Source organism: Bacillus sp. ISL-75, assembly GCF_018613095.1.
Map to the genome: position 1 here is coordinate 1 of NZ_JAGGQX010000099.1, position 12,272 is coordinate 12,272.

Below are 12,272 nucleotides of genomic sequence, written 5' to 3' on the forward strand. Positions count from 1 at the left end.
CTGTGGTGAAGCGCTGATTTTTGCGCTTCATGGATGGCTAACGGGTGCATTAGTTTAAGTTGAGGACCGCTACGGCGATCTTTTTTTGTTATTGAAGTAACTAGCAGGTTAGTTTAACAAGGTATTCCAATCTTTGGGGTACTTTTAAGGGAAAGCCCAAAAGGAATATAATCCTTTCGGGCTTTGAATGGAGTTTATCTACTACTGTTAATTTCTTTAATGAACTGTTCAATTGTTTCTTGTATACTCATCACACCAAGGTTTCCCTCTTTTCGCTTTCTTAACGCCAAGGATTGGTTCTCCATCTCTTTATCACCGATAACAAGCATGTAAGGAATCTTTTGTTTTTCAGCTTCTCTAATCTTCAATCCCATCTTCTCAGCCCTATAATCGACTTCCACACGCAATCCTGCTGATTCCAATTGGGATTTCACTTCATTTGCAAAAACTGCGTGTGAATCAGAAATAGGTATTATTTTTGCTTGAACAGGTGCCAGCCAAAGTGGAAACTCCCCAGCAAAATGTTCAATTAAAATTGCCATAAAACGCTCTACGGAACCATAGATGGCTCTATGAATCAAAACGGGAAGATGAAGTTTATTATCTTCACCTACATAAGCACAATTAAACTTTTGAGGCATTTGAAAATCCAATTGGACTGTACCACATTGCCAGCTTCTTCCAAGTGAATCTAAAATATGAAAATCTATTTTCGGACCATAAAATGCCCCATCACCAGGATTAATCTGGTAATTAACTCCTTTACTCTTCAAAACAGATTCCAACGCTAATTCAGCTTTACCCCAGATTTCTTCGGAACCCATGTACTCTTCTGGTCTCGTAGAAAGCTCTACTTTATATTCAAAACCAAAGTGGGAGTAAAACTCATCTACTAACTCAAGAACTTTATCAATTTCGGACTCAATCTGGTCAACTCGAACAAATAAATGTGCATCGTCTTGAGTAAAGGAACGCACTCTTAAAAGTCCATTTAAAGAACCCGAAAGTTCATGTCTGTGAACTAATCCAAGTTCTGCAAAACGGATAGGTAATTCTCGATAGCTTCTTCGTTTGCTGTTGAAAATTAATATAGCACCAGGACAGTTCATTGGCTTAATGGCATAATTTTGTTCATCCACATTGGAAAAATACATATTTTCATGATAATGATCCCAATGACCTGATTGTTCCCAAAGTTCCTGTTTCAACATAATGGGTGTTTTAATTTCTTGATAGCCTGCCTTTTTGTGTTTCTTTCTCCATAAATTTTCAAGTTCATTCCGAATCACCAATCCATTTGGTAAGAAAAAAGGCATTCCTGGAGCCTCATCCATTGAAGTGAACAGTTCTAACTCTTGACCTAGCTTTCGATGATTTCTTTTTTCTGCTTCCAGTTGATTAGACATTTTTATTCCTCCTGATTTTAAGTTGTATTAAAAAAGACCACACTCATCCCAATAATAGGGACGAGTGTGGTCGTGATTCCACCCTGATTCCATAAAACACAATTAAGAATGCTTTATGCTCAAAAAGATAACGGATTTACCGATTATAGATACTTTGAATGATACATTTCCCTATAATAGCTCCAAGGTGGTAAATCATTCACTTTTCTTCAGGGCTTCCAGCCAATGACCCTGTTCTCTGATAAGAAAACGAAGAATGATTCATGTCCTTTTCAACTCCTAACTATTTAATTTTGTATAAAAAAAGACCACACTCAACCCAATAATAGGGACGAGTGTGGTCGTGATTCCACCCTGATTCCATAAAACACAATTAAGAATGCTTTATGCTCAAAAAAGATAACGGATTTACCGATTATAGATACTTTGAATATACATTTCCCTATAATAGCTCCAAGGTGGTAAATCATTCACTTTTCTTCAGGGCTTCCAGCCAATGACCCTGTTCTCTGATAAGAAAACGAAGAATGATTCATGTCCTTTTCAACGCCTAACTATTTAATTTTGTATAAAAAAAAAGACCACACTCATCCCAATAATAGGGACGAGTGTGGTCGTGATTCCACCCTGATTCCATAAAACACAATTAAGAATGCTTTATGCTCAAAAAAGATAACGGATTTACCGATTATAGATACTTTGAATGATACATTTCCCTATAATAGCTCCAAGGTGGTAAATCATTCGTTTTTCTTCAGGGCTTTCAGCCAATGACCCTGTTCTCTATCAAGAAAATGTACCAATGATTCATGTCCTTATCATAGCCTAATTAGATTTGTGATTTATTCTTGTTGAAAACTATAATACACATATTTAAAAATGTCAAGTATTGTATTACAAGATACAATGACCGAATATAAATTCTAATAACTAGGGTATCAGTTGAATTAGAATTATACCAGGTAGGAATTTGTGTGAGAAGTGTTGAATGTCTTGTGAATAGTTTCACTTAAACTACCGGGTGCGATTGTTCAATAAGAGCAATCGCTTTCCTCGTTCCGCTAACGTGGCAGGTTTGTGAAATAAAGTTTTATAAAAGTATCTGGATAAGTGGGTAAAAAAGCACACACCATAAATAAGTAATCAATACCGACCAGTATTCCAGTGACAGTAACTAGACTAAATTGTCGTATCCCTAAATAAGAAAAGGCGACACTCTTATTGAAATATCAGCCATAAACTTTAATTATTCGGTGTCTTTTGTTTGGGATAGTTTTTGTTTATCGGTAGTTCCAGGTGGTTGTTCTAGCCATTTGTTATCAATCATGATGTTAACTCCGTCCTTAGCATACTGAGCGACTTCTAGCGATAAGCGTTCATAATTTAGAAAAAGGTCTGTTCTTTGACTTGCCACCGCTCCAGTTGCGTAATTTCCTGAACCAGTCGCACTTAACAATGCCATATGAGACATGGCTAGTTTGTCTGAGAATGGCGGTGTAGTTGAATTTGTTATAGCAACATCTGGTGAAACTGGTGGTTGTATATCATTGTCGAGTAGAGTTGCAGAAAAAATCTGCATATGCTTTTTTGAAATATCGTTACCTCTTAACATCCACTTTTGTATATTTTTTCTCGGTGATGTTTGAGCAAAACTAATAGAAAGATGACTACCTATTAAATTGGTTTGAATGTTCATATAAAGATGAGATATTTCAACTGTGTTTAAAGGGCGTTGCTTATTGAAAAGAGAAAAACCACTTAAATAACTTTTGCTATCTACGTAATCAGTCTTTGTTGGGTATGCAATATACGGTGCTCTTACAAACAATCCTTTAGAAAGTGCGACATCTGAACTTCTGTCGAATAAAATTGACGTTTCTTTTAGTCCTTCCATAAAATAACCCCTTACATCTTTTCTTGCACTCATGGAAACGAGTCCACTATAAGCAAGTAAACCAACCTTTGCCATGTGGTTTATGTAAGTCAGCATAAATGAATCAGTATATAGGCGAGGAGCATTTAAATTGACATCTTCGTTAGTAAATCCTGTTGGTAATGGCAATTGTTCTTCTTCGAAAAGATGAGTTAGTTTTTCTATATGAGAAACTGTAAGGTCATATGCAAACTGTATAATAGGCTTTATCTCTGCGTCTTCAACATGTACTAGAAAATAACCAAGAATGCACTTAGCCACACTATCGTTCATATAGCCAGTCCAAGTACAAGCGATTTCTGATGATGTTAGGTTGATCATATTCCGTACCCCCTCCAAAGATATATATATTGGTATATTCTTTCCGAATAAACTTGTTTTTATGTAGCCTAAGATGACCTTGATAGTGTGGTAATCCAGTCATAAAATGCAAATAAGACGACCAATCCGCAAGTCAGCCGTGCATCGAATACTTACCTACTGTAAACTACCGCTTGGAATTCCAATTTTGCTTAAGATACAACGCAAAAAGCATTAACTCTTTGACGTAATCAGGTGGTTTAACGCCGAATATAACTTCTAAAAAGATTTTAATTCTTCATCCTGACCTGCTATTGGCATAAAAGGGAATTAAATATATTCGTAAAGGTATACCATTATAAACACTAGGACTCTACTTAAATATTAATGTTTTATTTGTTTTTAAAGGTATAAAAGGATATTTACAAACGTTTGCAAAATAATATATATATTTATAAACTATCGTGATATAATTTAAGTATCTAATCTAACAGCATCAAGGAGATACTTACATCATGAAAAATAAAACGTTTGGTTACATTCGAGTTAGCGGCAAAGATCAAAACATAGATCGACAGCTTAATGAAATGCTTGAGTTAGGAATTAATGAAAGGGATATATTCATTGATAAAGAGAGTGGAAAAAATTTTAATCGCCCGCAATACACAGCGTTAAAGCAGTGTTTACGTGAAGGAGATTTAGTGTATATCAAATCAATTGACCGTTTTGGCCGCAATTCCAAAGAAATTAAAAAAGAATGGGAAATCATTACCTCCGAAATAAAAGCTGATATAAAGGTAATTGATATGCCGTTATTGGACACAACACAATATAAAGATACTTTAGGTACATTTGTTTCAGATTTAGTTTTGCAGGTTCTTTCTTTTGTTGCTGAAAAAGAAAGAGAAGATATTAATAAAAGGCAACGGGAGGGCATTGAGTCTGCAAAAGCAAAAGGTAAACATTTAGGCAGACCAAAAATGAACCTAGGCTCATTATCTGATAAGCAATTAAAAATTCTAAAAGCAAATTATGAACAATGGAAAAGGAAGGAAATGACAGCCGTTGATTTTATGAATCAAATGGAATTAAAGAAGAACACATTTTATAAAATCATAAAAGAATATGAAATTGGGGTTATATTACGGGAGGAAGAAAATTGAAGGACATAATTATACGACAAATAACTGAACAGGACATACAGTTCGTAAAGGAAATCTACAATCAAGGTATTGAGGACCGAATTGCCACTTTAGAAACAGATATAAAGGATTATTCCTACATGAAAGATTGGTTTGATAAGCATACTGGCCGATATAAGGCAATTGTAGCTGAGGAAGAGGGACATATTGTGGGATGGGCCTCTTTAAACCAATACAATAACCGATGTGCTTATGGTGGAGTTGCTGATCTTTCCGTTTATATTTCAAGAGAATACAGAGGAAAGGGAATTGGAAAAAAGCTTTTGGTTAGGCTTGAATTCCTAGCCAAAGAAAATGGATTTCATAAAATGGTGCTTTTTACGTTCCCGTTCAATCAATTAGGACAAGGGTTATATAAAAAAATGGGTTATCGAGAAGTAGGTGTGTTTAAAAACCAAGGGGTTCTAGATGGTGAATTTGTTGATGTTATAGCTATGGAAAATTTATTATAACCGCTATAAATGAGATTGATAGCTTAGGTTATCAGTCTTTTTATTTACAATAACTTTACATTAAAATACTTGATTTAAATTGTTGATTGTTCTAATATATAAGCGAATAGTTATATGCCAATTTAAACGATGATATCAATAATACGATATGCGTAATTTTCATTAATTCAACACAAAATTATAAAACCTTTATAATTTAATGGTTTTTAAATAAGTAAATTACTATTTGCTTATATGTATAAAGAGGAGGTGTATACCATGTTGAAATCAATAGTTGAATTAGAAAGTGCTGCCAATGTTTTAAAGTTATTAGGTGATAAAACCCGCTTGACCATTATAGCTATTTTAAAACAACGTGTGTGTTGTGTATGTGAATTTCTTGAAGTGTTTGATATGAGCCAGCCATCAATTAGCCAGCATCTTCGAAAATTAAAAGATGCAGGAATGGTTAAAGAGGAAAGAAGAGGCCAGTGGATATATTATTCCCTTAACTATGAAAGTGAGCTTTATGGACTTATTGAAGATATTTTGGAACATGTTCCAGACCAGACAGATAAAATCAAAATGATTGAAAAGGCGAATCCGACACTTCAATGCGGATGTTAGCTTTATTTTAAATAGGGAGTGAGAAAATGAGTAATACAGAAAAAAAACGTCTATCGTTCCTGGATCGATACCTAACGCTTTGGATTTTTCTTGCTATGGCAATAGGAATTGGCTTAGGATTTGTCTCTCCTGGATTTGTAGACAGTATGAACAGTTTGCAGATAGGAACTACATCTATTCCACTTGCCATTGGCTTAATATTAATGATGTATCCTCCATTAGCAAAAGTTCGTTATGAGGAGATTGGGCGAGTATTTAAAGATGTAAAAGTCTTAGCTTTATCGCTTGTACAAAACTGGATCATTGGACCAATTCTAATGTTTTTATTAGCCATTATTTTTCTTCCTGATAAACCAGAGTATATGGTTGGTCTTATCATGATTGGTTTAGCTCGTTGTATTGCGATGGTTATTGTATGGAATGATCTTGCAAAAGGAGATACGGAATACGCTGCTGGTTTAGTAGCATTCAACTCTATTTTCCAAATGTTATTCTTCTCTGTTTATGCATATGTGTTTGTAACCATCATCCCTGAATGGATAGGAATCCAAGGGGCAGTTGTAAATATTACGATGATAGAAGTAGCTAAATCAGTTTTCATCTATCTTGGAATACCTTTTATAGCTGGAATGATTACACGTTTTACGTTGGTAAAGGCTAAAGGCAGACAATGGTATGAAAAAGTGTTTATTCCTAAAATCAGTCCTATTACCTTAATTGCTTTACTATTTACGATTATTCTTATGTTCTCATTAAAAGGGGACGCTATTGTAAGCTTGCCATTAGACGTAGTTCGTATAGCAATTCCTTTATTAATTTACTTTGTAATAATGTTCTTTGTTTCCTTTTTCATGGGGAGGAAAATTGGAGCGAACTACCCTGTAACAACAACTCTTGCTTTTACAGCTGGAAGTAATAACTTTGAATTAGCGATTGCTGTGGCTGTTGGTGTATTTGGAATCCATTCTGGTGCAGCTTTTGCGGCCGTTATTGGACCACTTGTAGAAGTACCTGTCATGATTGCATTGGTAAACGTGGCATTATGGTTTAAAAGAAAATATTTTAAAGAACATGCAGCCTAAAACTAATAATAAAGGTGGAAATCAACATGGAAAACAAAAAGAAACTTTACTTCTTATGTACAGGAAACTCTTGCAGAAGCCAAATGTCAGAAGGTTGGGCAAAGAAACATTTAGGTGACGAGTGGGAAGTACGCAGTGCGGGTATCGAAGCTCACGGATTAAACCCTAATGCTGTAAAAGCAATGAACGAGGCTGGCATTGATATTTCAAAACATACTTCTGATATTATTGATCCTGAGTATTTAAACAATGCCGATTTAGTTGTAACTTTATGTGGTGACGCTGCTGATAAATGTCCAATCACACCACCAAAAGTTAAACGAGTTCATTGGGGATTTGATGATCCCGCCAAAGCTCAAGGAACAGACGAAGAAAAATGGGCATTCTTCCAACGTGTGCGTGACGAAATCGGAGATCGCATTAAGCGTTTTGCGGAAACTGGTGAGTAAGAAAGAATTTAATAGCCAAGAGTAATAAATACTCTTGGCCTTAATTTTAGCATCCATATAAGTAAATGCTTATATTGAAACCCTTTAGGAGGTTAGATAAATGAGTAAAGTTGAGATATTTGACCCAGCATTGTGCTGTGCTACTGGTGTATGTGGTCCCAGTGTAGATCCAGAGTTAACCAGAGTGGCAACTGCTATCTTTCTATTAGAGAAAAAAGGATATGACATAAAACGATATAACCTTGGATTTGAACCCGCCATTTTTGTTGAAAAAAAAGAGGTGAACAAAGTTCTTCACGAAAAGGGTCCAGATTCACTCCCAGTAACCTTAGTTGAAGGTAAAATTGCTAAAGTTGGAGCATATCCAACCAACGATGAATTTGCGGAATGGTTTGGAGTAACAGCTGAGGAACTTAGCGAAAAACCAAAACCACGTCTTACAATTGATTTAAAACCATCGAAATAAGAAAGAAGTGAAGTTCATGTTTCAATCTTTCCATCCGAAAATGATTGTGAACACCAAGTTTTTATTTTTGACAGGAAAAGGTGGAGTAGGGAAGACATCGACTGCGTGTGCAACAGCTGTAGCACTAGCTGATGAAGGGAAAAAGGTCTTGCTGGTAAGTACGGACCCTGCCTCAAACTTACAGGATGTATTGGAAGTTGGGCTAACGAATATTCCAATGGCAATCCAAAGTGTACCGAACCTATATGCTTGTAATCTGGATCCTGAAGAAGCTGCAAGAGCATACCGAGACAGAATTATTGGACCCTATCGAGGAAAGCTTCCTGACGCAGTAGTCGCTACTATGGAGGAACAATTATCAGGTGCTTGTACAGTTGAAATTGCAGCATTCGATGAGTTTACAAATCTATTGGCTGATCCTAATGTAGTTAATGCTTACGAGCATATCATCTTTGATACGGCACCTACGGGTCATACTCTACGGCTTCTTCACTTGCCAACTGCGTGGAGTGGCTTTTTAGAAGAGAACACACATGGTGCCTCTTGTTTAGGTCCTTTATCTGGGTTGTCAGAAAAGAAGCAAGTCTATTCCGTTACAATGGACGCTCTATCGGACTCAACAAAAACAACGCTCATTCTTGTTGCAAGACCCGATGAGTCTTCACTACTTGAGGCAAACCGTGCATCAAAGGAATTAAAAGAAATTGGTATTTCAAACCAAGCTCTCATTATTAACGGTTTAATGCAATCTTATCTGCCAGACGATAAAGTTTCAACTGCATTTTATGAACGACAACGTAATGCCATAAAGCAAATGCCAAACGATTTAAAACAAGTTGTGACATATTCCTTACCGTTTGTTCCCTATTCCTTAACAGGTGTTCAAAACTTACGTTTCTTATTTAAACGGTATACAATGCCAGCTACACGAACAGAGGTTGAAGACAATACTATATCTCTACCTGCCTTAAATGAAGTGATTGAACACTTCTCCTTAAATAATATTAGAGTGATTTTTACAATGGGGAAGGGTGGTGTTGGAAAGACCACCATGGCATCCACAATGGCCGTTGGATTAGTAGAAAAGGGTCATAAAGTACATTTAACCACAACAGACCCCGCTGCCCATTTAGAGTTCGTTTTTCAAAAAAGTGAACTAAATGAACAATTAACCATTAGTCGTATTAATCCGACAGAAGAGGTTGAGGCTTACAAGGCAGAAGTGTTATCGAAGGTAAGTAATGATCTTGATGAAGAAGCACTTGCCTATATTGAAGAAGACTTAAACTCTCCTTGTACGGAGGAGATTGCCGTATTTCGTGCTTTTGCAGAAGTGGTGGCCCGTTCAAAGGATGAAATCGTTGTGATTGATACAGCTCCAACTGGGCACACCTTACTCCTTTTAGATGCTGCTCAGTCTTATCATAAAGAACTAGCCCGTTCAACAGGGGAGATACCTGAGAGTGTGAAAACACTGTTGCCTCGTTTAAGGAATCCAAAAGAAACCAGCGTGGTCATTGTAACATTAGCTGAGGCCACTCCAGTGTTAGAAGCTAGTCGATTACAGGACGATTTAAAACGTGCAGATATAACCCCTAAATGGTGGGTAATTAACCAGAGCCTTTACGCCACTGAAACAAAAGATCCTGTATTAAAGGGAAGAGCAGAAGCTGAAAAAGGTTGGATTAACAAAGTGACCACTGAATTAGCAGAAAAATGTGCAATAGTCCCTTTAATGAGTGAAGAAAACACAGGATACAACCAGTTAAAAAAGTTTATTGACTGATAACGGGGGGGAACCGTATGGAAAAGGTCGTTATTCTTGGAACAGGTCCTGCTGGTTTAACAGCAGCGATTTATTTAGCAAGAGCAAACATGAGGCCACTGGTTATTGAAGGCAATCAGCCAGGTGGACAATTAACGTTAACCACAGAGGTCGAGAACTTCCCAGGATTTGTAGATGGCATTATGGGCCCAGAATTAATGGATAATATGAGAAAACAAGCAGAACGTTTTGGTGCAGAATTTAAAAGAGGTTGGGTTACCGATGTTGACCTATCTAAAAAGCCATTCACCTTACAAGTAAACGGATTAGGAGAAATACAAACGGAATGTCTTATCCTTTCGACAGGTGCATCAGCTAGACTGCTTTATATTCCTGGTGAAAAAGAGAATATTGGTCGAGGGGTTAGCACTTGTGCAACTTGTGACGGTTTCTTTTTCCGTGGAAAAAAAGTCATTATTGTTGGTGGTGGAGATTCTGCTATGGAAGAGGCAAACTTCTTAACGAAATTCGCATCAGAAGTTACCATTGTTCACCGTCGAGATAAGCTAAGATCATCAAAAATTATGCAGGATCGTGCAAAAGAAAATAACAAAATTTCTTGGGCACTTAACAAGGTACCATTAGAAGTGCTCTCAGATGGCGTAAAAGTGACAGGCCTAAAGGTCCGTGACAACGAAACAGGTAAAGAAGAATTAATCGAAACGGACGGTATTTTTGTAGCTATTGGACATACACCAAATACTGCTTTCCTAAATGGTCAAATCGATACCGATGAGACAGGGTACATTAATGTTATACCTGGAACAACAGAAACCAATATTCCTGGTGTTTTTGCATGCGGAGACGTTCAAGATAGGAAGTATCGCCAAGCCATAACAGCAGCAGGAACAGGTTGTATGGCAGCACTAGATGCAGAACGGTATCTCGAAAGCAATGCTTCTCATGATTGGAGCAAATCATTATAAAAGGTGGAGAAATCATGACTACAAAGAACTATAATGAATTGATTAAAAATCGGATTTATTTCGGCGGGGCAGATGATGTGAAAGATATGATGGAAAATGAAAAAGCCGATGTTATTTTCGATTTGCGGGCAGAGTCACATGAGAACAAGTCAGGCTACGAACGTATTCATAGCCCAATCGTGGACGATGCCGAACATCAAGACGAATCAATCAAAAAATCGATTGACCACGTTGTAAATGCCTATAATGAAGGGAAAAAAGTTTATTTTCATTGTGGCGGCGGAAGCACCCGTGCGGGAACTGTTGCAGTTGGAACCTTATTGTCATTAGGTAAAGCGAAGACAATTGATGAGGCTGAAGAAATGGCTAAGGCAGCACGTCCAAAAGTTAATGTAAAGCCTCAAATGAAAGAAGCGTTACAACGCATTTATCCTAATGCTTATTAAGATTAATGGATAAGACTTTTTAATTTCCTGAATGTTAAAAAGCAAGTAAGATAAGTAAGAATAAAATTTTTTGAAAGGTGATGGACAAATTGAATATCACAGATCAAGCACGTGATGTATTAAAGCAACTGCTCCAAGAACACGATGCAAAAAACATTCGTGTCTATTTTGGAGGAATGTCTTGAGGGGCTCCAAAAGTTGGGCTGGCTTTGGACAAGCCAGATGATAATGATAAAGTAGTAACCATTAATGAAATACAAGTTGCAATTGATCCTGACATTGAACCTTATACTGATGGTCTTACTCTTGATTTTAATCAAGAGGCAAATGGTCTCGTGTTATTAGGAAATGAAAGTAACTGTTGTTAGATAAGAGCATAGAGAGTAGTTAGCAAATCAAGGGCTAACTACTCTTTTCTTATTTTTGTTGCCACTTTCAAGCATGTAAATAGTATCTATTTTGCAAAAGATATTCAAATAGTATATTAATTGGACTAATACCGACATTTCAAACCTTCCCATCATTTGGTCGGGGTTATGCTCATATGGAGGGGTTTTTATTCTTCTTTCTGTCCTATGGGGATGGGGAATTGATAAAAAAACTCCTGACACATACGATTGGATTGATGCTATTATTTGTTTAATAGGGGTTTCTGTTATGTTATGGGCAGCAAGACATTAAACCATTAATAAGGAGTTAAAAAAATGGTTATACAGGCAAATATGTCACCTAAAGCGATTATTAAATTCTGGGAAGAAACAAGGGAGATTTTTGAAAAATATAATGTCCCGCAATCTGAAAAATCATTACAAGATCTTGTAGAGAGTCATCTCCTTACTTCTCTTTTAAGTGGATTAAACAGTGCTGTGGGAAGTTCTAATTTAACCTGTGTAGAAGGCGGCTGACAAATGCCAACCAAAAAGGGGTAGGCTACTCCTTAAAATCTCTAATAAATGATAAAAGAGCACCAGAACTGTGAGACTGCTGAAAAAGTCTCAATATGGTCTTCATGATTTAAGGAAGAGGAAACTCTTCCTTTTTTCGTACCATCATTTAGTTGATGAAGTAAAAATGGTATTATAGAGATAGAAAAAATGTGGGAAATTGGTGAAACTATGCTACCTAAAAAAGAATTAGTACTCAGTTCATACAGTGCACTTTATGATATATTGATCCCAA

At 36.5% G+C, this 12,272-nt stretch carries 13 protein-coding genes, 1 pseudogene and 3 other annotated features; of the genes and pseudogenes, 12 read left to right on the forward strand and 2 right to left on the reverse strand.

The window, feature by feature from the left end:
• Positions 1-194: 194 nt before the first annotated feature.
• Both thrS and J7E63_RS29065 read right to left on the reverse strand, forming a co-directional pair.
• On the reverse strand, positions 195-1,406 hold the full coding sequence (thrS, locus tag J7E63_RS29060; RefSeq protein WP_215018801.1) for a threonine--tRNA ligase: 1,212 nt from the start codon (positions 1,404-1,406) through the stop codon (positions 195-197).
• Positions 1,407-1,459: 53 nt separating this feature from the next.
• Positions 1,460-1,691 (reverse strand) — a binding site (T-box leader).
• A 39-nt stretch (positions 1,692-1,730) separates the two neighbouring features.
• Positions 1,731-1,962, reverse strand: a binding site (T-box leader).
• 41 nt (positions 1,963-2,003) lie between these two features.
• Positions 2,004-2,237: a binding site (T-box leader), on the reverse strand.
• Between the two features lie 415 nt (positions 2,238-2,652).
• The gene (locus tag J7E63_RS29065) at positions 2,653-3,660 is read right to left on the reverse strand and encodes a DUF3231 family protein (RefSeq protein ID WP_215018803.1); all 1,008 of its coding nucleotides are present in this window, start codon (positions 3,658-3,660) and stop codon (positions 2,653-2,655) included.
• Positions 3,661-4,154: 494 nt separating this feature from the next.
• On the opposite strand from J7E63_RS29065, the gene J7E63_RS29070 reads away from it, so the two are divergent.
• The 12 genes and pseudogenes from J7E63_RS29070 (at position 4,155) to J7E63_RS29125 (ending at position 11,998) form a co-directional block, all read left to right on the forward strand.
• Positions 4,155-4,802, forward strand: coding sequence for a recombinase family protein (locus J7E63_RS29070; RefSeq protein ID WP_214712754.1), 648 nt, complete (start codon positions 4,155-4,157; stop codon positions 4,800-4,802).
• A complete protein-coding gene (locus tag J7E63_RS29075; protein ID WP_215018805.1) occupies positions 4,799-5,293 on the forward strand; it encodes an arsinothricin resistance N-acetyltransferase ArsN1 family A in 495 nt (164 codons plus the stop codon). The genes J7E63_RS29070 and J7E63_RS29075 overlap by 4 nt, the downstream gene beginning before the upstream one ends.
• 258 nt (positions 5,294-5,551) lie before the next feature.
• Positions 5,552-5,899 (forward strand): ArsR/SmtB family transcription factor, encoded by a 348-nt coding sequence (locus tag J7E63_RS29080; RefSeq protein WP_215018807.1) that lies wholly within the window; start codon positions 5,552-5,554, stop codon positions 5,897-5,899.
• A 26-nt stretch (positions 5,900-5,925) separates the two neighbouring features.
• Positions 5,926-6,981 (forward strand): ACR3 family arsenite efflux transporter, encoded by a 1,056-nt coding sequence (gene arsB, locus J7E63_RS29085; RefSeq protein WP_214712743.1) that lies wholly within the window; start codon positions 5,926-5,928, stop codon positions 6,979-6,981.
• 26 nt (positions 6,982-7,007) lie between these two features.
• Entirely contained in the window at positions 7,008-7,430 is a 423-nt protein-coding gene (arsC, locus tag J7E63_RS29090; RefSeq protein ID WP_214712741.1) for an arsenate reductase (thioredoxin), read from the forward strand.
• A 100-nt stretch (positions 7,431-7,530) separates the two neighbouring features.
• On the forward strand, positions 7,531-7,896 hold the full coding sequence (arsD, locus tag J7E63_RS29095) for an arsenite efflux transporter metallochaperone ArsD (protein ID WP_215018809.1): 366 nt from the start codon (positions 7,531-7,533) through the stop codon (positions 7,894-7,896).
• Between the two features lie 16 nt (positions 7,897-7,912).
• Positions 7,913-9,682, forward strand: coding sequence for an arsenical pump-driving ATPase (arsA, locus tag J7E63_RS29100; RefSeq protein WP_214712731.1), 1,770 nt, complete (start codon positions 7,913-7,915; stop codon positions 9,680-9,682).
• A gap of 17 nt (positions 9,683-9,699) precedes the next feature.
• Positions 9,700-10,647: a thioredoxin-disulfide reductase gene (trxB, locus tag J7E63_RS29105; protein WP_215018810.1), complete on the forward strand. Its 948-nt coding sequence runs from the start codon at positions 9,700-9,702 to the stop codon at positions 10,645-10,647.
• Between the two features lie 14 nt (positions 10,648-10,661).
• Positions 10,662-11,093: a protein-tyrosine phosphatase family protein gene (locus J7E63_RS29110; RefSeq protein ID WP_215018812.1), complete on the forward strand. Its 432-nt coding sequence runs from the start codon at positions 10,662-10,664 to the stop codon at positions 11,091-11,093.
• Between the two features lie 209 nt (positions 11,094-11,302).
• Positions 11,303-11,461: an iron-sulfur cluster biosynthesis family protein gene (locus J7E63_RS29115; RefSeq protein WP_214712727.1), complete on the forward strand. Its 159-nt coding sequence runs from the start codon at positions 11,303-11,305 to the stop codon at positions 11,459-11,461.
• Between the two features lie 113 nt (positions 11,462-11,574).
• Positions 11,575-11,774 (forward strand): annotated as a pseudogene (locus tag J7E63_RS29120) (YnfA family protein); the annotation flags it as partial.
• A 23-nt stretch (positions 11,775-11,797) separates the two neighbouring features.
• The gene (locus tag J7E63_RS29125; RefSeq protein ID WP_215018814.1) at positions 11,798-11,998 is read left to right on the forward strand and encodes a hypothetical protein; all 201 of its coding nucleotides are present in this window, start codon (positions 11,798-11,800) and stop codon (positions 11,996-11,998) included.
• Positions 11,999-12,272 lie beyond the last annotated feature (274 nt).